This is a genomic window from Vibrio sp. 10N.286.49.C3, from assembly GCF_041469545.1.
GTDB classification, from domain to species: domain Bacteria; phylum Pseudomonadota; class Gammaproteobacteria; order Enterobacterales; family Vibrionaceae; genus Vibrio; species Vibrio tasmaniensis_A.
In genome coordinates, this window is the sequence record NZ_JBFRKT010000042.1 from 1 (window position 1) to 22,341 (window position 22,341).

General features: G+C 44.9%; 38 protein-coding genes and 2 pseudogenes. 30 read left to right on the forward strand and 10 right to left on the reverse strand.

Translation table 11 applies throughout. From position 1 onward, the window contains the following. Positions 1-68, reverse strand: a pseudogene (locus AB4180_RS16405) (elongation factor Tu); the annotation flags it as partial. 38 nt (positions 69-106) lie between these two features. Between AB4180_RS16405 and tuf the strand changes: the two are divergent. The 29 genes and pseudogenes from tuf to rplQ all read left to right on the forward strand — a co-directional run. Further along, positions 107-304: pseudogene (gene tuf / locus AB4180_RS16410) on the forward strand (elongation factor Tu); the annotation flags it as partial. A 486-nt stretch (positions 305-790) separates the two neighbouring features. Beyond that, complete coding sequence (gene rpsJ, locus AB4180_RS16415; RefSeq protein WP_004736761.1) at positions 791-1,102, forward strand: 30S ribosomal protein S10; 312 nt, start codon at positions 791-793, stop codon at positions 1,100-1,102. A gap of 14 nt (positions 1,103-1,116) precedes the next feature. Next, positions 1,117-1,746 carry a 50S ribosomal protein L3 gene (gene rplC / locus AB4180_RS16420; protein ID WP_004736763.1) on the forward strand — a complete coding sequence of 210 codons (630 nt, stop codon included), beginning with the start codon at positions 1,117-1,119 and terminating at the stop codon, positions 1,744-1,746. A 16-nt stretch (positions 1,747-1,762) separates the two neighbouring features. Further along, positions 1,763-2,365 carry a 50S ribosomal protein L4 gene (gene rplD, locus AB4180_RS16425; RefSeq protein ID WP_004736764.1) on the forward strand — a complete coding sequence of 201 codons (603 nt, stop codon included), beginning with the start codon at positions 1,763-1,765 and terminating at the stop codon, positions 2,363-2,365. Next, on the forward strand, positions 2,362-2,664 hold the full coding sequence (gene rplW, locus AB4180_RS16430) for a 50S ribosomal protein L23 (RefSeq protein WP_004736765.1): 303 nt from the start codon (positions 2,362-2,364) through the stop codon (positions 2,662-2,664). The genes rplD and rplW overlap by 4 nt, the downstream gene beginning before the upstream one ends. 14 nt (positions 2,665-2,678) lie before the next feature. Next, entirely contained in the window at positions 2,679-3,503 is an 825-nt protein-coding gene (gene rplB / locus AB4180_RS16435) for a 50S ribosomal protein L2 (protein ID WP_012604912.1), read from the forward strand. A 19-nt stretch (positions 3,504-3,522) separates the two neighbouring features. After that, positions 3,523-3,801 carry a 30S ribosomal protein S19 gene (gene rpsS, locus AB4180_RS16440; protein ID WP_004736729.1) on the forward strand — a complete coding sequence of 93 codons (279 nt, stop codon included), beginning with the start codon at positions 3,523-3,525 and terminating at the stop codon, positions 3,799-3,801. A gap of 10 nt (positions 3,802-3,811) precedes the next feature. Then, positions 3,812-4,144, forward strand: a complete 333-nt coding sequence (gene rplV, locus AB4180_RS16445) for a 50S ribosomal protein L22 (RefSeq protein WP_004736732.1) — start codon at positions 3,812-3,814, stop codon at positions 4,142-4,144. Between the two features lie 18 nt (positions 4,145-4,162). After that, entirely contained in the window at positions 4,163-4,861 is a 699-nt protein-coding gene (gene rpsC / locus AB4180_RS16450) for a 30S ribosomal protein S3 (RefSeq protein WP_004736734.1), read from the forward strand. Positions 4,862-4,872: 11 nt separating this feature from the next. Next, complete coding sequence (gene rplP / locus AB4180_RS16455) at positions 4,873-5,283, forward strand: 50S ribosomal protein L16 (RefSeq protein WP_004736736.1); 411 nt, start codon at positions 4,873-4,875, stop codon at positions 5,281-5,283. Next, a complete protein-coding gene (gene rpmC / locus AB4180_RS16460; protein ID WP_004736737.1) occupies positions 5,283-5,474 on the forward strand; it encodes a 50S ribosomal protein L29 in 192 nt (63 codons plus the stop codon). The genes rplP and rpmC overlap by 1 nt, the downstream gene beginning before the upstream one ends. Next, on the forward strand, positions 5,474-5,728 hold the full coding sequence (rpsQ, locus tag AB4180_RS16465) for a 30S ribosomal protein S17 (protein ID WP_004736739.1): 255 nt from the start codon (positions 5,474-5,476) through the stop codon (positions 5,726-5,728). The genes rpmC and rpsQ overlap by 1 nt, the downstream gene beginning before the upstream one ends. Before the next feature lie 162 nt (positions 5,729-5,890). Further along, complete coding sequence (gene rplN, locus AB4180_RS16470) at positions 5,891-6,262, forward strand: 50S ribosomal protein L14 (RefSeq protein WP_004736740.1); 372 nt, start codon at positions 5,891-5,893, stop codon at positions 6,260-6,262. An 11-nt stretch (positions 6,263-6,273) separates the two neighbouring features. Further along, on the forward strand, positions 6,274-6,591 hold the full coding sequence (gene rplX / locus AB4180_RS16475) for a 50S ribosomal protein L24 (protein ID WP_004736742.1): 318 nt from the start codon (positions 6,274-6,276) through the stop codon (positions 6,589-6,591). A gap of 24 nt (positions 6,592-6,615) precedes the next feature. Next, positions 6,616-7,155 carry a 50S ribosomal protein L5 gene (gene rplE / locus AB4180_RS16480; protein WP_004736744.1) on the forward strand — a complete coding sequence of 180 codons (540 nt, stop codon included), beginning with the start codon at positions 6,616-6,618 and terminating at the stop codon, positions 7,153-7,155. 16 nt (positions 7,156-7,171) lie between these two features. After that, positions 7,172-7,477, forward strand: a complete 306-nt coding sequence (gene rpsN, locus AB4180_RS16485) for a 30S ribosomal protein S14 (protein WP_004736747.1) — start codon at positions 7,172-7,174, stop codon at positions 7,475-7,477. A gap of 29 nt (positions 7,478-7,506) precedes the next feature. Further along, the gene (gene rpsH, locus AB4180_RS16490) at positions 7,507-7,899 is read left to right on the forward strand and encodes a 30S ribosomal protein S8 (protein WP_009847785.1); all 393 of its coding nucleotides are present in this window, start codon (positions 7,507-7,509) and stop codon (positions 7,897-7,899) included. Between the two features lie 10 nt (positions 7,900-7,909). Then, positions 7,910-8,443, forward strand: coding sequence for a 50S ribosomal protein L6 (gene rplF / locus AB4180_RS16495; RefSeq protein WP_009847784.1), 534 nt, complete (start codon positions 7,910-7,912; stop codon positions 8,441-8,443). Positions 8,444-8,452: 9 nt separating this feature from the next. Then, entirely contained in the window at positions 8,453-8,806 is a 354-nt protein-coding gene (rplR, locus tag AB4180_RS16500) for a 50S ribosomal protein L18 (protein ID WP_009847783.1), read from the forward strand. Positions 8,807-8,820: 14 nt separating this feature from the next. Next, positions 8,821-9,321, forward strand: a complete 501-nt coding sequence (gene rpsE / locus AB4180_RS16505; RefSeq protein WP_004736754.1) for a 30S ribosomal protein S5 — start codon at positions 8,821-8,823, stop codon at positions 9,319-9,321. Between the two features lie 7 nt (positions 9,322-9,328). Beyond that, the gene (gene rpmD, locus AB4180_RS16510) at positions 9,329-9,505 is read left to right on the forward strand and encodes a 50S ribosomal protein L30 (protein WP_004736756.1); all 177 of its coding nucleotides are present in this window, start codon (positions 9,329-9,331) and stop codon (positions 9,503-9,505) included. A 5-nt stretch (positions 9,506-9,510) separates the two neighbouring features. Next, positions 9,511-9,945, forward strand: coding sequence for a 50S ribosomal protein L15 (gene rplO / locus AB4180_RS16515; RefSeq protein WP_004736758.1), 435 nt, complete (start codon positions 9,511-9,513; stop codon positions 9,943-9,945). Positions 9,946-9,965: 20 nt separating this feature from the next. Continuing rightward, positions 9,966-11,300, forward strand: a complete 1,335-nt coding sequence (gene secY, locus AB4180_RS16520) for a preprotein translocase subunit SecY (protein WP_004736759.1) — start codon at positions 9,966-9,968, stop codon at positions 11,298-11,300. A 41-nt stretch (positions 11,301-11,341) separates the two neighbouring features. Further along, positions 11,342-11,455 (forward strand): 50S ribosomal protein L36, encoded by a 114-nt coding sequence (gene rpmJ / locus AB4180_RS16525; RefSeq protein WP_000868186.1) that lies wholly within the window; start codon positions 11,342-11,344, stop codon positions 11,453-11,455. A 149-nt stretch (positions 11,456-11,604) separates the two neighbouring features. Next, entirely contained in the window at positions 11,605-11,961 is a 357-nt protein-coding gene (gene rpsM, locus AB4180_RS16530) for a 30S ribosomal protein S13 (protein WP_004738779.1), read from the forward strand. A gap of 19 nt (positions 11,962-11,980) precedes the next feature. Further along, a complete protein-coding gene (rpsK, locus tag AB4180_RS16535; RefSeq protein WP_004738778.1) occupies positions 11,981-12,370 on the forward strand; it encodes a 30S ribosomal protein S11 in 390 nt (129 codons plus the stop codon). Positions 12,371-12,401: 31 nt separating this feature from the next. Then, positions 12,402-13,022, forward strand: a complete 621-nt coding sequence (gene rpsD / locus AB4180_RS16540; protein ID WP_004738777.1) for a 30S ribosomal protein S4 — start codon at positions 12,402-12,404, stop codon at positions 13,020-13,022. A 22-nt stretch (positions 13,023-13,044) separates the two neighbouring features. After that, positions 13,045-14,037 (forward strand): DNA-directed RNA polymerase subunit alpha, encoded by a 993-nt coding sequence (locus AB4180_RS16545; protein ID WP_004729813.1) that lies wholly within the window; start codon positions 13,045-13,047, stop codon positions 14,035-14,037. Positions 14,038-14,061: 24 nt separating this feature from the next. Then, entirely contained in the window at positions 14,062-14,442 is a 381-nt protein-coding gene (gene rplQ / locus AB4180_RS16550; protein ID WP_004729812.1) for a 50S ribosomal protein L17, read from the forward strand. A gap of 271 nt (positions 14,443-14,713) precedes the next feature. On the opposite strand, the gene AB4180_RS16555 is transcribed toward rplQ, so the two are convergent. Further along, positions 14,714-15,220 carry a DUF2780 domain-containing protein gene (locus tag AB4180_RS16555; protein ID WP_017096570.1) on the reverse strand — a complete coding sequence of 169 codons (507 nt, stop codon included), beginning with the start codon at positions 15,218-15,220 and terminating at the stop codon, positions 14,714-14,716. A gap of 134 nt (positions 15,221-15,354) precedes the next feature. Then, complete coding sequence (locus AB4180_RS16560; protein WP_008220519.1) at positions 15,355-15,975, reverse strand: FKBP-type peptidyl-prolyl cis-trans isomerase; 621 nt, start codon at positions 15,973-15,975, stop codon at positions 15,355-15,357. 213 nt (positions 15,976-16,188) lie between these two features. On the opposite strand from AB4180_RS16560, the gene AB4180_RS16565 reads away from it, so the two are divergent. Next, positions 16,189-16,767, forward strand: coding sequence for a LysM-like peptidoglycan-binding domain-containing protein (locus tag AB4180_RS16565; protein WP_102249931.1), 579 nt, complete (start codon positions 16,189-16,191; stop codon positions 16,765-16,767). Between the two features lie 59 nt (positions 16,768-16,826). Here AB4180_RS16565 and AB4180_RS16570 read toward each other — a convergent pair whose 3' ends face one another. From AB4180_RS16570 to AB4180_RS16600, 7 genes are all read right to left on the reverse strand, one after another. Further along, positions 16,827-17,675, reverse strand: coding sequence for a DMT family transporter (locus AB4180_RS16570; protein WP_017096572.1), 849 nt, complete (start codon positions 17,673-17,675; stop codon positions 16,827-16,829). Then, positions 17,675-18,127 (reverse strand): GNAT family N-acetyltransferase, encoded by a 453-nt coding sequence (locus tag AB4180_RS16575; RefSeq protein WP_017096573.1) that lies wholly within the window; start codon positions 18,125-18,127, stop codon positions 17,675-17,677. The genes AB4180_RS16570 and AB4180_RS16575 overlap by 1 nt, the downstream gene beginning before the upstream one ends. A 57-nt stretch (positions 18,128-18,184) precedes the next feature. After that, the gene (locus AB4180_RS16580; protein WP_017067547.1) at positions 18,185-18,751 is read right to left on the reverse strand and encodes a Crp/Fnr family transcriptional regulator; all 567 of its coding nucleotides are present in this window, start codon (positions 18,749-18,751) and stop codon (positions 18,185-18,187) included. Positions 18,752-18,822: 71 nt separating this feature from the next. Further along, entirely contained in the window at positions 18,823-20,577 is a 1,755-nt protein-coding gene (locus AB4180_RS16585; RefSeq protein WP_102249932.1) for a lysophospholipid acyltransferase family protein, read from the reverse strand. 12 nt (positions 20,578-20,589) lie between these two features. Beyond that, positions 20,590-21,027, reverse strand: a complete 438-nt coding sequence (locus AB4180_RS16590; RefSeq protein ID WP_102249933.1) for a YHS domain-containing (seleno)protein — start codon at positions 21,025-21,027, stop codon at positions 20,590-20,592. A gap of 12 nt (positions 21,028-21,039) precedes the next feature. Continuing rightward, complete coding sequence (locus AB4180_RS16595; RefSeq protein WP_102249934.1) at positions 21,040-21,789, reverse strand: NRDE family protein; 750 nt, start codon at positions 21,787-21,789, stop codon at positions 21,040-21,042. A 2-nt stretch (positions 21,790-21,791) separates the two neighbouring features. Continuing rightward, on the reverse strand, positions 21,792-22,334 hold the full coding sequence (locus tag AB4180_RS16600) for a DinB family protein (protein WP_017078811.1): 543 nt from the start codon (positions 22,332-22,334) through the stop codon (positions 21,792-21,794). Between the last annotated feature and the right edge of the window lie 7 nt (positions 22,335-22,341).

Here is a 22,341-nt window from a genome sequence, read left to right on the forward strand (position 1 = left end):
CCTTCGTCCATTGCGATTGGAGCGATTAGCTCAACAGTCATTTGAACGTTGTCACCTGGCATTACCATTTCTACGCCTTCAGGTAGAGTGATATCGCCTGTTACGTCAGTTGTACGGAAGTAGAACTGACGTAACAGGCGATATCACTCTACCTGAAGGCGTAGAAATGGTAATGCCAGGTGACAACGTTCAAATGACTGTTGAGCTAATCGCTCCAATCGCAATGGACGAAGGTCTACGTTTCGCAATCCGCGAAGGTGGCCGTACTGTTGGTGCTGGTGTTGTAGCTAAAATCTTCGCTTAATAGCATTTAGATTTTTGCACACTCTTCATTAGAAGAACTGCATAAGAAAAGGGAAGCTTCGGCTTCCCTTTTATTTTTCCACGTTCCCACCACTTCTTTTTGCTTTCCCTTAGTATCATCCCCGTTCCTTGTCGTTCTGCTTTTGTCACACAACTTTTCTTCGAATGCTCTGCACAAATATATTCCGATTATTTTTCCAACACCACTTGCATACTAAAATGTGATCTGTATAATGCATCGCACTGGCTAACGCCGGTTTGTGAACCAATGAGCACTGAGGAGTAGGTCTTACCTAGTAATGTATACTCAGCTTATGTTCGCGGTTAATAAAAATAGTAAACCTTGTGTTTACTTCAAAAGTTAACTGACAATGCGTCCTAATCTTGGATGCTACGGTTTCACATAAATCAATCGGCATTCTCTCGTTCTTTCGAGCTTGAGTGGCGATATTGTTTGTGTAATTTTTAATAATTGGAGCTCTGTCTCATGCAGAACCAACGTATTCGTATCCGCCTTAAAGCGTTTGATTACAAGCTAATCGATGCTTCAACTGCGGAAATCGTTGAAACAGCAAAACGTACTGGCGCACAGGTTCGTGGTCCTATTCCACTTCCTACTCGTAAAGAGCGTTTCACTGTTCTTACCTCTCCACACGTCAACAAAGATGCACGTGATCAGTACGAAATTCGTACTCACAAGCGTTTGATCGACATCGTTGAGCCAACAGATAAAACTGTTGATGCTCTAATGCGTCTTGATCTTGCAGCTGGCGTTGATGTTCAAATCAGCCTAGGTTAAGGGAGATAAGAATAATGATTGGTCTAGTCGGACGTAAAGTGGGTATGACCCGCGTATTTACTGAAGAAGGCGTTTCTATCCCAGTAACTGTTGTTGAGGTTGAAGCGAACCGTATTTCTCAAGTTAAAACTCTTGAGACAGACGGCTACGCAGCAATCCAAGTAACTACTGGTGCTAAGAAAGCTAACCGTGTAACTAAACCTGAAGCTGGTCACTTCGCGAAAGCGGGTGTTGAAGCAGGTCGCGGTCTTTGGGAATTCCGTTTAGAAAACGGCGAAGAGTTTGAAGTTGGCGCTGAGCTAAACGTAGAACTTTTCAACGAAATTAAAAAAGTAGACGTTACTGGTACATCTAAAGGTAAAGGCTTCCAAGGCGCTATCAAGCGTTGGAACTTCTCTACTCAAGATATGACTCACGGTAACTCTTTGTCTCACCGCGCACCGGGTTCAATTGGCCAATGTCAAACTCCAGGCCGCGTGTTTAAAGGCAAGAAAATGGCAGGTCACATGGGTGCTGAGCGTGTAACGACTCAAAACCTAGAGATCGTACGTGTTGACGCTGAGCGCAATCTACTCCTTATTAAAGGTGCAGTACCAGGCTCAACAGGCGGTAACGTGATCGTAAAACCTGCTGTTAAAGCATAACGTCTAGGAGTAAGTAATGGAATTGATGGTTAAAGGTGCTGATGCACTAACTGTTTCCGAGACTACTTTCGGACGTGACTTTAACGAAGCTCTAGTACACCAAGTAGTTGTTGCGTATGCAGCAGGTGCTCGTCAAGGTACTCGTGCTCAAAAGACTCGTTCTGAAGTATCAGGCGGCGGTGCTAAGCCATGGCGCCAAAAAGGTACTGGCCGTGCACGTGCTGGTACAATTCGTAGCCCAATCTGGCGTACAGGTGGTGTTACTTTTGCTGCGAAACCACAAGATCACAGCCAAAAAGTTAACAAGAAAATGTACCGCGGTGCTATGAAAAGCATTCTTTCTGAGTTGATTCGTCAAGAGCGTCTAATCGTTGTTGATAACTTCTCTGTAGAAGCACCAAAAACAAAAGAACTTGTAGCTAAGCTTAAAGAGCTTGAGCTAAATGACGTTCTGATTGTGACTGGCGAAGTAGATGAAAATCTATTCTTAGCTGCTCGTAACCTATACAAAGTAGATGCACGTGATGTTGCTGGTGTTGATCCAGTATCACTAATCGCTTTCGACAAGGTTCTGATGACTGCTGATGCAGTTAAGCAAGTTGAGGAGATGCTAGCATGATCACTGAAGAGCGTATCTTAAAAGTTCTACGTGCTCCGCACATCTCTGAAAAAGCAACTATGGCAGCTGAGAAAGCGAACACTATCGTTTTCAAAGTAGCTAAAGATGCAACTAAGAAAGAGATCAAAGCAGCTGTAGAAAAGCTATTTGAAGTTGAAGTTAAGTCTGTAAATACTCTTGTATTAAAGGGTAAGACCAAACGTCAAGGTATGCGTGAAGGCCGTCGTTCAGACGTTAAGAAAGCCTACGTTACTTTGAAAGAAGGTCAAGATCTTGACTTCGTTGGCGGCGCGGAATAACAGGAGTAGTAAAAATGGCTATTGTTAAATGTAAGCCGACTTCCCCTGGTCGTCGTCACGTCGTTAAAGTTGTTAACGCTGACCTGCACAAGGGTAAGCCATACGCACCACTTCTAGAGAAAAACTCTAAGAACGGTGGTCGTAACAACAACGGTCGTATTACAGTACGTCACATCGGTGGTGGTCATAAACACCATTACCGTCTAGTTGACTTCAAACGTACTAAAGATGGCATCCCAGCGAAAGTTGAGCGTCTAGAATACGATCCAAACCGTAGTGCTAACATCGCTCTAGTTCTGTACGCAGACGGTGAGCGTCGTTACATCATTGCACCTAAAGGTGTTAACGCAGGCGACCAGATTCAATCTGGCGTAGATGCTGCAATCAAAGCAGGTAACACTCTGCCGATGCGCAACATCCCAGTAGGTTCTACTGTACACTGTGTTGAACTTAAGCCTGGTAAAGGTGCACAACTAGCTCGTTCGGCTGGTGCTTATGCTCAAATCATCGCTCGCGATGGTGCATACGTAACTATCCGTCTACGTTCTGGTGAAATGCGCAAAGTTCTTTCTGAAGGTCGTGCAACGATCGGTGAAGTTGGTAACTCTGAGCATATGCTACGTGAACTTGGTAAAGCTGGTGCTTCACGCTGGCGCGGCGTACGTCCAACCGTACGTGGTGTAGTAATGAACCCGGTGGATCACCCACATGGTGGTGGTGAAGGCCGCACATCTGGTGGTCGTCACCCAGTATCTCCTTGGGGCGTTCCTACTAAGGGCTTCAAGACTCGTAAGAATAAGCGCACTGACAAGTACATCGTACGTCGTCGCACTAAATAATTTATAAAGAGGAATCGCCATGCCACGTTCTCTCAAGAAAGGTCCTTTTATTGACCTACACTTGCTGAAGAAGGTAGAGAAAGCGGTGGAAAGCGGAGACAAAAAGCCTATTAAGACTTGGTCCCGTCGCTCAATGATCATCCCAACAATGATTGGTTTGACCATCGCTGTCCATAATGGTCGTCAGCACGTCCCAGTTTTCGTTACCGAAGAAATGATCGGTCACAAACTAGGCGAATTTGCACCAACTCGTACTTATCGCGGTCATGCTGCAGATAAGAAAGCTAAGAAGAAATAAGGAGTAGATGATGGAAGCTTTAGCTAAACATAACTTTGCTCGTATTTCTCCACAGAAAGCTCGCTTAGTTGCAGACCAAATTCGCGGTAAGTCGGTAGACCAGGCTCTAGAAATTCTAACTTTCAGCAACAAAAAAGCTGCTGTTTTAGTTAAGAAAGTTCTTGAGTCAGCTATCGCTAACGCGGAACATAACGAAGGTGCAGATATCGACGATCTAAATGTCGCTAAAATCTTCGTAGATGAGGGCCCTATCATGAAGCGTATTATGCCTCGTGCTAAAGGTCGTGCGGATCGTATCTTGAAGCGTTCAAGCCACATCACTATTGTTGTAGCAGATCGCTAAAGACTAGGAGAGTAAGCAATGGGTCAGAAAGTACATCCTAATGGTATTCGTCTTGGCATCGTCAAGCCTTGGAATGCTACATGGTTTGCTAATACCAACGAATTCGCTGACAACCTAGACGGCGACTTCAAGGTACGTCAGTTCCTTACCAAGGAACTACAAAAAGCATCATTATCTCGTATCGTTATCGAGCGTCCAGCTAAGAGCATCCGTGTGACTATTCACACAGCTCGTCCTGGCGTTGTTATCGGTAAGAAAGGTGAAGACGTAGAGAAGCTACGCGCAGCTGTAGCTAAAATCGCAGGTGTACCAGCGCAAATTAACATCGCTGAAGTACGTAAGCCTGAGCTAGATGGTCAGCTTGTAGCTGATAGCATCGCGTCTCAACTAGAGCGTCGTGTTATGTTCCGTCGTGCAATGAAGCGTGCGGTACAAAATGCTATGCGTCTAGGCGCTAAAGGCATCAAAGTACAAGTAGGCGGCCGTCTTGGCGGTGCTGAAATCGCACGTTCAGAGTGGTACCGTGAAGGCCGTGTGCCTCTACACACTCTACGTGCAGACATTGATTACGCAACTTCTTCGGCTCACACTCAATACGGTGTGATCGGCATTAAAGTTTGGATCTTCAAAGGTGAGATTCTAGGCGGTATGCCAGCTGCTAACGCAGTAGAGCCAAAAGGCGATAAGCCTAAGAAGCAGCGTAAAGGCCGTAAGTAAGGAGTCGAACGATGCTACAACCAAAACGTACTAAGTTCCGCAAGGTTATGACTGGTCGTAACCGTGGTCTAGCTAAAGGTACTGAAGTAAGCTTCGGCGAATTCGGTCTTAAAGCTGTTGGCCGTGGTCGCCTGACTGCACGTCAAATCGAAGCGGCACGTCGTGCTATGACACGTCACATTAAGCGTCAAGGTCAAATCTGGATCCGTGTGTTCCCAGACAAACCTATTACTGAAAAGCCTCTTGAAGTTCGTCAAGGTAAAGGTAAAGGTTCAGTTGCGTACTGGGTTGCTCAAATCCAACCAGGCAAAGTTATGTACGAGATGAATGGCGTACCTGAAGAGTTGGCACGTGAAGCGTTCCGCCTAGCGGCACGTAAACTGCCTGTTAAAACTACTTTTGTAACTAAGCAGGTGATGTGATGAAAGCACAAGATCTACGCGAAAAGAACGTTGAAGAGCTTAACGCTGAGCTATTGAATTTGCTACGTGAACAGTTCAACTTGCGCATGCAAGCTGCAACTGGTCAACTACAGCAAACTCATACTCTAAAAGCTGTACGCCGTGACATCGCACGTGTGAAAACTGTTTTGACTGAAAAGGCAGGCGCATAATGAGCGAAACTAACCGCATCCAGCAAGGCCGTGTAGTAAGTGACAAGATGGACAAGTCTATCGTTGTTGCTATTGAGCGTACTGTAAAACACCCAATTTACGGTAAGTTCATCAAACGCACGACTAAAGTACACGCACACGACGAAGACAACACTTGTGGCCTAGGCGACAAAGTTGAAATCGCTGAGTGTCGTCCTCTGTCTAAGACTAAGTCTTGGACATTGGTTAAAGTTCTAGAAAAAGCGAAGATTTAATCTTTGTAATTCTATAACTTATAAGCGGCTCCAAATAATTTTTTGGAGCCGCTTGTTTTTTGTCTACCCAATTTAAAAAAAGGGTGGTACAATTCGCGTCCCTTTTAAAGAGGCAGCCCGACCCGAGAGGGTCTAGTTTTAATATTTAGCGGAGCACTAACAATGATCCAGATGCAAAGTACACTTGACGCAGCAGATAACTCTGGCGCGCGCAAGGTAATGTGTATTAAGGTTCTGGGTGGCTCTCACCGCCGTTATGCACATATCGGTGACGTCATCAAGGTTACAGTGAAGGAAGCGATTCCTCGCGGTAAAGTAAAGAAAGGTGATGTTCTGAAGGCGGTAGTAGTGCGCACCCGTAAAGGCGTTCGTCGCCCAGACGGTTCTGTCATTCGCTTCGACAGTAATGCTTGTGTATTGTTAAATGACACTACTGAGCAACCAGTCGGCACACGTATCTTTGGTCCTGTGACTCGTGAACTTCGTAACGCGAAATTCATGAAGATTGTATCACTTGCACCTGAAGTTCTGTAAGGAGCGGCAACATGGCAGCTAAAATCCGTCGTAATGACGAAGTAATCATTCTTGCTGGTAAAGATAAAGGCAAGAAAGGTAAAGTAACTAAGGTTCTGACAACTGGTAAAGTTGTTGTTGAAGGCATCAATCTTGTTAAAAAACACCAAAAGCCGGTTCCGGCTCTAGGTCAACAAGGTGGCATCGTTGAACAAGAAGCAGCTATTGATGCTTCTAACGTTGCAGTCTTTAACGCGGCTACTGGTAAAGCAGACCGTATCGGTTTCCGTATCGAAGATGGCAAGAAAGTTCGTTTCTTCAAATCTAACGGCGAAACTGTTTCTAACTAATTAGAAGTAATTTGGAGTTCTACTATGGCGAAACTGCATGATTACTACAAGTCGTCTGTAGTCGCTGAGCTTACCAAAGAGTTCAGCTACACAAGCGTCATGCAAGTCCCTAGGATTGAGAAAATCACCCTAAACATGGGCGTTGGTGAAGCAATCAACGATAAGAAACTGCTAGAAAACGCAGCGTCTGATATGGCAACGATCTCTGGTCAAAAGCCTCTTATCACGAAAGCGCGTAAATCTGTAGCTGGTTTCAAAATTCGTGAAGGCTACCCAATTGGTTGTAAAGTAACCTTGCGTGGTGAGCGCATGTGGGAATTTTTAGAGCGTTTAATCTCTATCGCACTTCCACGTGTACGTGATTTCCGTGGTGTTAGCGCTAAGTCTTTTGACGGACGCGGTAACTACAGCATGGGCGTTCGCGAGCAAATCATCTTTCCGGAAATCGACTACGATAAAGTCGATCGTGTCCGCGGTCTTGATATTACTATCACGACATCTGCGGGATCCGATGAGGAAGGCCGAGCTCTGCTGGCTGCCTTTAACTTCCCATTCCGTAAGTAAGGGTAGGGTTACTGTTATGGCTAAACAATCAATGAAAGCACGTGAAGCTAAACGTGCAAAACTAGTAGTTAAGTTCGCTGAAAAGCGTTCTGCGCTAAAAGTTATCATTAGCGATGTAAACGCATCTGAAGAAGATCGTTGGAATGCGGTTCTTAAACTGCAATCTCTTCCACGTGATTCAAGTGCATCACGTCAGCGCAACCGTTGCAACCAAACTGGTCGTCCACACGGTTACCTACGTAAATTCGGTCTAAGCCGTATTAAGGTTCGCGAAGCTTGCATGAAAGGCGAGATTCCGGGTCTTCGTAAGGCTAGCTGGTAATTGCCACTTAATCATTTGGAGTAAATCTTATGAGCATGCAAGATCCGATTTCGGATATGCTGACCCGCGTTCGTAACGGTCAGGCAGCAAATAAAGTTGCTGTAAAAATGCCTTCTTCAAAGCTTAAAGTTGCAATTGCTGCATTACTTAAAGCTGAAGGTTACATCGTAGACTTCGCTGTTGACAGCGAAGCAAAACCTGAGCTAGAAGTTACTCTTAAGTACTTCCAAGCTAAACCTGTAATCGAGCAAATCAAGCGCGTATCACGTCCTGGTCTAAGAGTTTATAAAAATAAAGACTCTTTACCTACAGTGATGGGTGGTCTTGGTATTGCAGTTGTTTCTACTTCCAAGGGTCTGATGTCTGACCGTGCTGCTCGTAAAGCAGGTCTTGGCGGTGAAATCATCTGTTACGTAGCTTAAGGAGTAGATTATGTCTCGTGTTGCTAAAGCACCTGTCGCTATTCCAGCTGGCGTAGAGGTGAAACTAAACGGCCAAGAAGTTACTGTAAAAGGTAGCAAAGGTGAGCTTACTCGCGTTCTTAACAGCGCCGTAGTTATTGCACAGGAAGAAAACAACCTAACTTTCGGTCCGAAAGAAGGTGTTACTAACGCATGGGCACAAGCTGGTACAGCTCGCGCTCTAGTTAATAACATGGTTGTGGGTGTTACTGAGGGCTTCACTAAGAAGCTAACTCTTAAGGGTGTTGGTTACCGTGCTGCTATGAAAGGCAACGCTGTAGGTCTAACTCTTGGTTTTTCTCACCCAGTAGAGCACGCTCTACCTGAAGGTATTAAAGCTGAGTGCCCTAGCCAAACTGAGATCGTTATTACTGGTTGCGATAAGCAAGTAGTAGGTCAAGTTGCGGCTGACATTCGTTCTTACCGTGCTCCTGAGCCTTACAAAGGCAAAGGTGTTCGTTACGCAGATGAAAATGTGCGTACTAAAGAAGCTAAGAAGAAGTAAGGTATCACTATGGATAAGAAAGCATCTCGCATCCGTCGTGCTACACGTGCACGTCGTAAGATTGCAGAACTTGGTGCAACTCGCCTGGTAGTACATCGTACTCCTCGCCATGTTTACGCTCAAGTTATCTCGGCAAACGGCTCTGAGGTTATCGCAGCTGCTTCTACTGTAGAAAAAGCGATCCGTGAGCAAGTTAAGAACACTGGTAACGTCGATGCAGCTAAAGCAGTTGGTAAAGCTGTTGCTGAGCGCGCTCTTGAAAAAGGCGTAGCTTCAGTTGCATTTGACCGTTCTGGTTTCCAATACCACGGTCGAGTAGCGGCGCTAGCAGAATCTGCTCGCGAAGCTGGTCTGAAATTCTAAGGTAGGGTTGGAAGATGGCTAAAGAACAACAACAAGCTAATGATTTGCAAGAAAAGCTGATCGCTGTTAACCGTGTATCTAAGACGGTTAAAGGTGGTCGAATCATGAGCTTCACTGCACTAACAGTAGTTGGTGACGGTAATGGTCGCGTAGGTTTCGGTTACGGCAAAGCTCGTGAAGTACCTGCAGCGATTCAAAAAGCAATGGAAAAAGCGCGTCGTAACATGGTTACTGTTGCGCTTAACGAAGGCACTCTTCACCACCCGGTGAAAGGTCGTCATTCGGGCTCTAAAGTTTACATGCAGCCAGCTGCTGAAGGTACAGGTGTTATTGCCGGTGGTGCAATGCGTGCCGTACTTGAAGTTGCAGGCGTACATAACGTTCTTTCTAAAGCATACGGTTCAACGAACCCAATCAACGTTGTTCGCGCAACGATTGGTGCTCTAGTAGACGTTAAGTCACCAGAAATGGTTGCTGCTAAACGTGGTCTAACTGTTGAATCTATTTCGGAGTAAGCACACGATGGCAACTATTAAAGTAACTCAAACTAAAAGCTCAATTGGTCGCCTACCTAAGCACAAAGCGTGTCTTAAAGGTCTAGGTCTTCGTCGCATCAACCATACAGTAGAACTTGAAGATACTCCGTGCGTACGCGGTATGATCAACAAGGTTTACTACATGGTTAAGATTGAGGAGTAATCAGAATGCGTTTGAATACTCTATCACCGGCTGCTGGCTCTAAACCTTCTAAGAAGCGTGTAGGTCGTGGTATCGGTTCTGGCCTTGGTAAAACAGGTGGCCGCGGTCACAAAGGTCAAAAGTCACGTTCTGGCGGCTCTGTTCGTCCAGGTTTTGAAGGCGGTCAAATGCCTCTAAAACAACGTCTACCTAAATTCGGTTTCACTTCTCGTAAGAGCCTAGTGTCTGCTGAAGTTCGTCTAGCTGAGCTAGCGAAAGTAACAGGTGACGTAGTTGATCTTAACAGCCTTAAAGCTGCTAACGTTATCACTAAGAACATCGAGTTTGTTAAGATCGTTCTTTCTGGTGACCTAAGCAAAGCTGTGACTGTTAAAGGTCTACGCGTGACTAAAGGCGCTAAAGCTGCAATCGAAGCTGCAGGCGGTAAAATCGAGGAATAATCTCGAGGAACGAGGTACAGATGGCTAAGAAACCAGGAAAAGATTTTCGTAGTGCTCAGAGCGGCTTAAGTGAACTAAAGTCGCGCTTATTATTCGTAATTGGTGCACTTTTAGTATTCCGAGCCGGCTCTTTTGTGCCGATCCCTGGTATTGACGCAGCTGTACTTGCCGATTTGTTCGATCAGCAAAAAGGTACCATCGTAGAAATGTTTAACATGTTCTCCGGTGGTGCTCTTGAGCGTGCATCTATATTAGCATTGGGTATCATGCCGTACATTTCGGCATCGATCGTAGTCCAATTGCTAACTGTAGTTCATCCAGCGTTAGCGGAACTCAAAAAAGAGGGTGAAGCAGGCCGTCGTAAGATAAGCCAATATACACGCTACGGCACGCTTGTACTTGCAACATTCCAAGCTATTGGTATCGCAACAGGCTTACCAAACATGGTCGACAATCTGGTTGTTATCAACCAAACCATGTTTACGCTTATTGCTACCGTGAGTTTAGTAACTGGTACCATGTTTTTGATGTGGTTAGGTGAACAAATCACTGAGCGAGGAATCGGTAATGGTATTTCCATTCTGATTTTTGCAGGTATTGTTGCTGGATTGCCTTCTGCAATCGGTCAAACAATCGAGCAAGCGCGTCAAGGTGAATTGCATGTGCTTCTTCTGTTGTTTATCGCGGTATTGTCTTTTGCTGTAATTTACTTCGTAGTTTTCATGGAACGTGGTCAACGTCGTATCGTCGTTAACTATGCGAAGCGTCAACAAGGTCGTAAAGTTTTTGCAGCTCAAAGCTCTCACTTGCCTCTTAAGATTAATATGGCAGGTGTTATTCCAGCGATTTTTGCATCAAGTATTATTTTGTTCCCAGGAACATTAGCACAATGGTTTGGTCAAAATGGTGAAAGCAGCGCGTTCGGTTGGTTAACTGACGTGTCATTAGCTCTTAGCCCAGGTCAACCTTTGTATGTAATGCTTTATGCAGCAGCTATAATCTTCTTCTGTTTCTTCTATACAGCGTTGGTGTTTAACCCGCGTGAAACAGCTGATAATTTGAAGAAGTCTGGTGCATTCGTACCCGGTATCCGCCCAGGTGAGCAGACAGCGAAATATATCGATAAAGTGATGACTAGGCTAACCCTTGCGGGCGCTCTATACATTACTTTTATATGTCTGATTCCTGAATTCATGATGGTCGCGTGGAACGTTCGTTTCTACTTCGGCGGCACATCACTACTAATCGTAGTGGTAGTTATCATGGATTTCATGGCACAGGTACAGACTCATCTGATGTCACAACAGTATGATTCTGTGTTAAAGAAAGCGAATCTGAAAGGTTACGGCCGTTAATTCGGTAGTAATTATTTCGATTCCATTTACGGAGTTTAGCAATGAAAGTTCGTGCTTCCGTTAAAAAAATCTGCCGTAACTGTAAAGTTATCAAGCGTAACGGTGTCGTTCGCGTGATTTGCAGTGAGCCAAAGCATAAGCAACGCCAAGGCTAATCAGCAGAAATTTTTACTTGAAATACTAGGTAGAGTCGAGTATATTCCTCGGCCTACCTTTTGCGTGCAAAAGAAGTAGTATGCCGCAGCGTATCCATAACGGGCTTTGCTGCGGATAATTCTTTTATGAACCCCCTTAGGAGTGAATAATGGCCCGTATAGCCGGCATTAACATTCCTGATCATAAGCATTCTGTAATTGCACTTACTGCAATCTACGGTATTGGCAAAACTCGCTCTCAAGCTATTCTAGCTGAAGTGGGTATTGCTGAAGATGCTAAGATCAGTGAACTAACTGAAGAGCAGATCGATCAACTGCGTGATGGTGTAGCTAAATACACTGTAGAAGGTGATCTACGTCGTGAAGTATCGATGAACATCAAGCGTCTTATGGACCTTGGCTGTTACCGCGGTCTTCGTCATCGTCGCAGTCTACCACTACGTGGACAGCGTACTAAAACCAACGCTCGCACCCGTAAGGGTCCGCGCAAGCCGATCAAGAAATAGTCGGATAAGGTAGAGTACAATGGCAAAACAACCAACTCGCGCGCGTAAGCGCGTACGCAAGCAAGTAGCTGATGGCGTAGCGCACATTCATGCTTCTTTCAACAACACAATCGTAACTATCACTGACCGTCAAGGCAACGCTCTTGCATGGGCTACAGCAGGTGGTTCAGGTTTCCGTGGTTCTCGTAAATCTACTCCGTTCGCAGCACAAGTTGCAGCTGAGCGTTGTGGTGAAATGGCTAAAGAATATGGCCTAAAGAACTTGGAAGTTATGGTTAAGGGTCCAGGTCCAGGTCGCGAATCTACTGTTCGTGCACTGAACGCTGCTGGTTTCCGTATCACTAACATTGTTGATGCGACACCAATCCCTCATAACGGTTGTCGTCCACCTAAGAAACGTCGCGTTTAAGTTTCGTTTCTAGGAATATTGGAGAAAGATCATGGCAAGATATTTGGGTCCTAAGCTGAAGCTTAGCCGTCGCGAAGGTACTGACTTATTCCTTAAGTCTGGTGTCCGTGCGATCGATACCAAGTGTAAAATTGATAACGCACCAGGTGTACACGGCGCTCGTCGCGGTCGTCTATCTGAGTATGGCGTTCAGCTTCGTGAGAAGCAAAAAGTTCGTCGTATTTACGGCGTTCTAGAAAAACAATTCCGCAACTACTACAAAGAAGCTGCACGTCTTAAAGGCAACACAGGTGCAAACCTGCTTCAGCTTCTTGAAGGTCGTCTTGATAACGTAGTTTACCGTATGGGCTTTGGCGCTACTCGTGCTGAATCTCGTCAACTAGTTAGCCACAAGTCTATTCTAGTTAACGGTAAAGTTGTAAACGTTCCTTCTTTCAAAGTAGCGGCAAACGACGTTGTTTCTATCCGCGAGAAAGCTAAACAGCAATCTCGTATTAAAGCGGCTCTAGAAGTTGCTGAACAACGTGAAAAGCCAACTTGGATTGAAGTAGATGCTGGCAAAATGGAAGGTACATTCAAGCGTATGCCTGAGCGTTCTGACCTATCAGCTGACATCAATGAACACTTGATCGTCGAACTTTACTCTAAGTAAGGTTAAAAAAAGAGAGGACACAATGCAGGGTTCTGTAACAGAATTTCTTAAGCCGCGTCTTGTTGACATTGAACAGATCAATACGACACACGCGAAAGTAACTCTTGAGCCATTAGAGCGCGGTTTCGGCCATACTCTAGGTAATGCTCTTCGCCGCATTCTTCTATCTTCTATGCCGGGTTGTGCCGTAACAGAAGTTGAAATCGAAGGTGTGCTACACGAATACAGCACTAAAGAAGGCGTTCAGGAAGATATCCTGGAAATCCTTCTAAACCTTAAAGGTTTAGCTGTACGCGTTGCTGAAGGCAAAGATGAAGTGTTTATTACACTGAACAAATCAGGCTCAGGCCCTGTTGTTGCAGGTGACATCACCCACGATGGTGATGTAGAGATCGCTAACCCTGAGCACGTAATTTGTCACCTAACGGATGACAACGCTGAGATCGCTATGCGTATCAAAGTAGAACGTGGTCGTGGTTACGTTCCAGCTTCAGCTCGTATCCATACTGAAGAAGATGAGCGTCCAATCGGTCGTCTACTTGTTGACGCTACTTACAGCCCGGTCGATAAAATCGCCTATGCTGTTGAAGCGGCACGTGTAGAACAACGTACTGACTTAGACAAGCTTGTTATCGATATGGAAACGAACGGTACTCTAGAACCTGAGGAAGCAATCCGTCGTGCAGCTACTATTTTAGCTGAACAACTGGATGCGTTCGTAGATCTTCGTGATGTACGTGTACCTGAGGAGAAGGAAGAGAAGCCAGAATTCGATCCTATCCTACTACGTCCTGTAGACGATCTTGAACTAACAGTTCGCTCTGCTAACTGTTTGAAAGCAGAAGCGATTCACTACATCGGTGATCTTGTACAGCGCACTGAGGTTGAGCTACTTAAAACGCCAAACCTTGGTAAGAAATCTCTTACAGAGATTAAAGATGTGCTTGCTTCACGTGGTCTTTCTCTAGGCATGCGCCTAGAAAACTGGCCACCAGCGTCAATCGCTGAAGATTAATCGAAAAGTTAGAAGGATTAGGTCATGCGCCATCGTAAAAGTGGTCGTCAACTCAACCGCAACAGCAGTCATCGCAAAGCGATGTTCAGCAACATGGCTAGCTCTCTTGTTCGTCACGAAGTTATTAAAACTACCGTGCCTAAAGCAAAAGAACTACGTCGCGTAATTGAGCCATTGATTACCCTAGCTAAGACAGACAGTGTTGCTAACCGTCGTCTTGCATTTGCTCGCACTCGTGATAACGAAGTTGTGGCAAAACTATTTAATGAACTAGGCCCGCGTTTCGCGGCTCGCCAAGGTGGTTACACTCGCATTCTTAAATGTGGTTTCCGTACTGGTGATAAAGCTCCAATGGCTTACATTGAGCTTGTAGACCGCCCAGCTGCTGAAGAAGCTGCTGAGTAATCTATACTAGATTCTTAATACAAAAGCCGAGCATTAGCTCGGCTTTTTTGTATCTGTAGAATTAGGAGACCGACATAAGAATTGCACCACGATATTTGGCACTTTTCTTTACCTTCTCTGCTCCATTTCTCAATAATATCTCGTATCTCGTATCTCGTATCTCGTATCTCGTATCTCGTATCTCGTATCTCGTATCTCTTTTGTTCAGCGCACAAAAAAGAGCACCGAAGCGCCCTTTAAGTATTTTAAATCAATTATTAATCACTGGTTATTACAACCAAATAGCTTCGAGTGAATCAACGAGACCGCTTGTTGCGCCTTGTGACTCTAGCCCTTGAATAATGATTGGTGCAAACGCCGCAACCATTGATGAATCCATACCTAATCCTGAAAATGCATTTTCAACAGATGTTTTTGAGTCCAATACTGACGTTAAACCGGTAGAATCAAGCGTCGACATTCCAGGGAAAAGCATTTCGAGCTCTTGGTTGTCAAAGTTATCAAGGGTATTTTGGGCAAGAGCTAGCATGGAGCCTACTCCACCTATAGCTTGCTCATTTGTTACAGATGCTTTGTCACTTAGGGAATTAGCAAGGGTGCTCGTAAATGGTGTTGCTTCATTTTTTTGAGACCACATGTCTACAGCGGCCATAAGGGCTGTTTGTGATAGTTGGGAATAGTTAATATCAGAAGTTGGGCTAACTTGTTCTGACTCGCTAGTACTAGCGCAAGATACCACAGCAAGGCTGCTTAAAACGGTGATGAGTACTTTCTTCATTATTCGTCCTTAAGTAATAAAGTAATTTACTCTTTCACTATAAACGAAAAACGGCGATGTAGTCACATCGCCGTTGAGCTAATTCAGTCTAATTTACCTATAGTTTTTTGTTTTACTAAAGGTTTTTATAGAAATTAAAGAATTGCTAGAAGTTCTACTTCGAATACTAGAGCAGCAAATGGTGGGATTGCAGCACCTGCGCCACGCTCACCGTATGCTAGATCTTGAGGGATGTATAGCTTCCACTTAGAGCCAACAGGCATCATTTGTAGAGCTTGTACCCAACCTTGAATTACGCCAGTTACTGGGAATTCAGCAGGTTGACCGCGAGATACAGAGCTATCGAAAACTGTACCGTCAGTTAGTTCGCCGTGGTAGTGAACGCGCACTTGCTTGTCTGCAGTTGGGATTTCGCCAGTACCTTCAGTTAGTACTTCGTACTGAAGACCAGACTCAAGAACTGTAACTTCTGAACGAAGAGCGTTGTCAGCTAGGAAAGCTTCGCCGTCAGCAGCAGCAGCTTTAGCTAGTTCTTGACGTGCAGCTTCACCACGAGTGTGTAGCTCTTGTAGTGCGTTGTTGATTTCGTCAACTTCGATAGCTGGCATGTCGCCAACTAGAGCTGTTGCGATACCAGCAGCGATTGCATCAACGTTTAGGCCTTCAAGACCAGAACCAGCAAGTTGTTGGCCCATTTGTAGACCGATACCGTAGCTAGCTTTTTGCTCTACAGTTTCAAATTTTACTTCAGACATGAAAAGTCACTCTTTTTGTCAGTACTAAAAGGGTAAGAATACCAGTATTAGCAGCCTGAATAAACGGCTAGCCTCTGATCACTTACGCTTTACCGTGTCCAAATCACAGCTATGTCAATTTTCTTGCTTTGCTCTCTGTTGTCGCGGAAAGATCTATACTGTTGGTACTTTGGTTTTTATACTGTAGTTATTCAATGTATAGGACGCAGTGGCATGAATCGTCGTCAAAAGAAAAAACAGAAAGTAGACCACTTAGCAGAGTTCAAGGACCGACTGAATCAGGTCAAAGAGAAACTAAGCTCGATCGATCTAAAGAAAATGAAAACCTCAACAGTGCAAACTTGGGGATCATTGCCGAAATTACACCAGAAATTATTGATGGTGATTTCGCCGATCATATTAATCTTATTGTTTGCACCGCTACCAGAGCCTAAAGTAGACAACGCACCAGCAACATCTCGTGTTGAGCTTGAGATAAATACTGTTGGCTTAAGCGAGCAGAAAAATGCTAAAAGTAATTCTTCTGAGCTAACCAGTTGGCAAGAGTATCTTGTTAAGCAAGGGGATACGTTAGCGCAGGTTTTTCGAAATAACGACTTACCGTTGTCTGACTTGAACGCGCTAGTGCGTATTGAAGGGGCAGACAAACCACTTAGTCAGATTCGTAAAGGCCAGCTAGTTCGATTCAAACTCGCCGAGACCGGGAAACTAGACATTCTTCAGCTAGAAAAAGGCAACACTTCGGTGATGTTTTTCCGATTGTCAGACGGTGGCTTTGGCCGTAGTAAGTAGCTCAATTCTGAGCCTGCGTTTAAGCGTTTTGTCAGATACAGATAGTCGATAGAAAAGAGCTAATGATTAGCTCTTTTTTTTGGTCGCTTGAAAGGTGCAAGCGGTAAGATGATGAGCATAATTCCGATAAAGGTTAACGTATCTGGAATCTCATCAAACCATATCGCGCCTATTATGGCGACAAACACTAAGCCTGAGTATTCAGCCAAGGCAATTTGACTAGAGTGTGCTTTTTGGTAGGCAGCGACCGCAAGTCCGTTGTAGCTTAAGATTAGCGTCGCACTTAATGCTATGTATCCCAAATGCTCCACAGACACCGGCTGCCAGTATAAGAAGCACAGTACTAATGAGGCTGGAATAGAGCATAAGGTTGTCCACCACAGCGTAGTGACCACCGTTTGCTCACTAGGAAGCTTTCTTACCAATACATTGAATAGTGCGAGGGTGAGTGCTGTACCCAAAGCAAACAGTGCTGCCCAATGAAATTGTGATGGCCTCAAGACAATCAATGCACCAATAAAACCGATAGTGGTGGCGATAACCTTGCCAAGTGCCGGTTGCTCTTTCAGTAGAAACATAGAGAGAGGTAACATCAACAGGGGCGCGACGTAAAATACTGCGTTGGCGGTAGCCAAAGAAAGGTGGGTGATCGCGACGACCATACATCCGCTGCCGATTAGGATCAGTTGTCCTCGAATAAAGGTCACTTTAGCTTGTTGTAAGCGTCGTTGTTCTTTTTTCTGTTGTAGCCACAAAGGGGTGATGATGAGCAGAGATATCAACTGTCGGAAAAAAATATACTGAAGAGGCGGTACTTCGCCATTCAACAGTTTTACCGCTACGTCGGAAAGCGAGGCAAACAAGTTACCTGCAACCAACAATAGAATACCGACAGTGATATTCGTCATTACTTTTCAAATCTCATGTCTACATGCGGAATATCGTCTTCCAGATACATCTCAGAGATAGTTTCGAACCCGTGATTCGCATAGAAGTTTTCTAGGTGTTGTTGCGCGCCAATATCGATGGTCTTGCTCGGCCAAAGAGCCTCACAGCGTGTTAACGCTTCTTTTATCAATTGATGCCCTAAACCATCACCTCTTGCCGATTGCTTCGTTGCCACTCGACCGATGCTCGTGTTGTCGTAAGAAGTTCCTGGTGGTAACAAGCGTGCACACGCCACTAACTCTGCATCAGCATAGCCAAGCAAGTGTTCAACACCCGCGAGTGTATCTTTACCGTCGAGTTCTGGATAAGGGCAATTTTGTTCAACGACGAACACATCTACTCGTAATTGAAGTAGTTGATAAAGCTGCTGTGTTGAAAGTTCAGAGAAGGGAATTGAGTGCCAAGTGATCATGTTTACATCCAGAGATTATCGATGCTCTGAATGTACTATGTGCGATGATTGTTGGCATTAACTATTGTTAATTCGACCTTTGATTCTGCTCAGGCTGATCGCGGTTATACCGAGGTAAGCAGCAATTTGATTGTCGTTCAAGCGCTGTTCAAGGTCGGGATAATGTTCGCAGAAAAGTTGATAGCGTTGCTCTGGAGTATAGAGCAGCATAAAGCGTTCTTTGTTTTCCTTATGCATCAGCTGAGTTTCTAATAACTTTAAATACAAAGGGTTGTTTGATGCGCGCCACTCGATAACTGCGTTCATTGGCAGTTCTAACATAGTAATTGGTGTGAGCGTTTCTAATAGGTAAGGGGACGCTTGGTTTTTTATCAGACTCTCAAAGCCGATGATCCAATCTTGTTCCCAGTAGAACTCTTTGCTGTATTGCTTGCCGTCATCAGTGAGATAACAAGCGTGGCACAAGCCTTCAAGTACAAAGTAGATTGAACTCGCCATTTCACCTTGATTGATCAGGATGTGTCTGGTTGGTAGCTCAAGTGGTTTCGCGACGGCTAATAGAGATTCAATCTGACTTTCAGAGAAGTCGAAGCTTTGTAGTTGTTCGATAAAAGAGGTGTGCATGGAAATAACCTAACCCAAATAAGTGTCGAAATCATCGCACTTATTTGAGTTTAGGTACAGAGCGGGCTAAATCAGCGTCGAGCGTGCTGTGCTAGATAATCTTGAGCAAGTTCTCTACCCATGTATTTACCAAGAGTTTTCAGTGGTACTTTCTTAAGGTTAACCACAATCAAGCCATCCAGAGCATCATTAAATGATGGGTCGACGTTAAAGCACACCAACTTACCGTTCATCCCTAGGTATTGGCGGAGTAGTACTGGCAGGCCTTTTCCTTGCTCCATACGCGCTAACACTTTAGAGAGCAGAGGAACACTCGCCAATGACGATAACAGATGATTTTGCCAGAACACATGATTACTGGTATTGAGTGGTGAAGAAGGAGAAACCAGGTTTGCTTTTTCTTCGTCATAATGATGTATCGATAAGGTCGTCGCAATCAACAGACGCGCATTGTGGCTGTAATCATTACTGATACTGACTGGGCCGAATAGGTGAGTGTATTGAGGATGACGATACACGAAGGCCGCGATACCTTTCCACAATAGTAATAGTGAGTTAAGGCTCTTTTGATAAGGCTTGCTCACTACAGAACGCCCAAGCTCGATACTGTTGTCTAAAGTATCGATGAATTTTTGATTGTAGTTAAACAGGCTACGAGAGTAGAGTTGATCAAGCCCGTGCTCAGCGATGAGCTTGTCGACCATACCTAGTCGGTATGCACCCACTAATTCAGCCTTGGTTTTGTTCCAAACAAACAGTTGGTGGTAGTAAAGGTCATACTCATCTAAATCACAGGCAAGCCCGCTGCCTTCTCCGACTTCTCGGAAACTCTCTTCTCTAACTCGACCAATTTCGCGCATTAAGTTAGGAATAGATTGGCTTGGCGTACAGTAGACCTCGAAGTCCCCTTGCTCAAGTAACTTCATCTCTTCAGGAAGAGAATCGACCTCTATTGCCAACACTTCTGGTGGAATAGGCGCAATCACTTGGGTGTCAAAAGAGGGCGCGTGGATTGGCGTATTCGGGCTATCTTGTTGACTCATTAGGTAGGTATTGAGTCGTAGGTAGTTGACGATATCCATCTCTTGTTCAAACGATTTGATCTCTGAATACGGAATCGAAGAGCCAATCGAGATAGAGATAGTCGTCGCCTGTTTATTAAGAAGTTCGCGGCCAAGTAAAGCCGTTCTCAGTAGTGGATGAACACGGCCCGCTTGGTAGAAAAGCTCACTGTTCTTGCCATTGATAAAGATAGGCACCGTGGTGGCTTGGTGACGCTTAACAAACTTTGCGACTGATTTGCTCCACTCGATGTCTGTTAGTGTCTTGGCCCCTTTACGGTAACTCGATACTTCGCCAGCAGGGAACACAATCAAGAGTCCACCGTCTGCTAAATGACGATTGGCATCTCGAATAGCTTTAGCATTGGTGCGTTTCGATTCTTTACTGTTAAAGACATCGACCCCAATGAAAAGATCATCCAGTTCAGGCAGTCGCTTGAGCAACTCATTGGCCAACACCTTCACATCCTTTCTTACCGATCCTACGAGATCTGCAAGGATCACGCCTTCAATCGCACCAAGCGGGTGGTTAGCCACAATGACTACTGGCCCTTGTTCGGGAATATTATCAGTGGCGCCTGCTGAAACGGAATAGTCGATATTCAATGCTGACAAGGTGTGATGCATGAATTCAAAGCTAGATAACTCATCAGGTCTATCTTGATAGAGCTTATCTAGCTTAGATAGCCCAGTTGCCCACTCGACAACAGACTCACCTAAACCAAAAGGCGTGTAACGTGGTAAACGAAAAGGACTATCAATCATAATGAAGCTACCTTATTTGATCAGTTGCGGCCAAATGGTGTCGGCTTTTTGAATATGTTGTGCTCGGTCTTGTTCCCAACGCTGTTTAATCTCTTGGTCGTAGTTGAGGTAAAGCTTGTTATCAACAATCGTCCATTGATTCGGGTCTCCGGGTGCAAAATCACTTTTTGCTGAAACAGCCCAAGCGCAATAACCACCATATTGAGGGGCATATTTTTCAGGATTATTAACAAATAAAGTCAGATTCTTTTCAGAAGAGAAATACCAGTCTGCGCCTTTGTACTCGGTGCTGAATTTTTTACTGCCTTCAATAGGCTTACCTGAAGTGAAATAAGCCACAGTGTCGTAGCCATCGAGCGCCTTGCTGCTAAAGAATTCGGTGTAGATTTCATCGGCGGCAAATACGTAAGGGCTAACAAGTAGCATGACCATGGTTAATAGTTTTCTCATGATGGACTCCATCTATAGATTGATTGCTGGTGATAAATCGAAGGTAAAACGCTGTTGATTTATCTGGCATGGTTTAATGGGTTCACAAGGCGAGCCGGGTACGTAAAACATAGAGGCTTGGCCGTGTAGATTGCGTAAGTGTGTAAAGCTCACGGTGTGCGCGTCTTCACGATGCATGCAGGTCGCTAAATGAGGCTGTTCGCTGTGATGGTGAGAGTGAAATTGAAGTAAGTTCTGTTGATTCTTACCCGTTGCCATAAGCTGATCGTATTTTGCTTGTCGGTAGGCTTGCACTCGCTCTAAATCAACACCGGATGAGAACAGCGGAGAATCGGTTTCGACTATTTTTTGTTGAATGCCATCCCACATGTAGGCGATAACCAAACCATGGTGTTGAGTTAAGTTCGGCGCGAAAGCCAGCAAGGTAAATGGGGCAAAAGAGTGCAGGTCGAGCTGATGAAATGCTTCAGAGAGCTTACTGATGTTACGACTCGATGATAGATTTTTGAGTAGCAAACCACGGCTGACTAAAAGTCCATCAGGTACGATGCCTTGATAGTTATTGAGTAGGCATAGCGAAAGCCCTAACTCATTGATACAGATCCAGCTACCACCGCCGGTTGGGTCGAGTGGCATGATGATATCGACGCCGTTAACTCGATATTGTTTAGGTGGCATCGCCAGTGCCCGTGTCTTTTGTTCATCACGATTAAAGAAGACCTGATAGCCATTGTCTTCAAGCAGCCAAGATACTGAACACATGATTATTGCTCCCTCAAATAGCTGCTGGTGGTTGGGGCATAACCAAAGGTGTTGCATGTTTCGACATCAAGAAAGGTCGTGATCACTTTGATCATCGCGTAATGATGATTGGCGTGCAGCGCAGCAAAGGTAACCTCTCTTTCTAGCGTAGAAGGCAGGCTGGCGAATACTTGTGTATCCATCGAAACTTCGGTTTGGATCATGATAGGTGCTTCGAGATCTCTACGGTCTAATCGTTCAAGCCAATTGATCACGTAATGGATCTCTTTCAACGCAATCGACCTATCGAATTCGACGGGGTGACCACGACGACGAGTGTTGTAATCAACGGTCGCATTCTCTTTTAAAATCAAAGCGTGAAAAAGATCGAGCGTGTGACGAGTATGCTCACCAATAGAACTTGTGACGTGCGGCTTTGCTCGTGTCAGATAGTCGCTGTCAGATATGGCTAACAAAAACTCTAAACCCTGATTCAATATCTCTACCGCTCCCTTGATACTAGGAGAGAAAGAAGTGAGGGCGCTCGGTTGGGCTATGGGGTTCATTCATGAT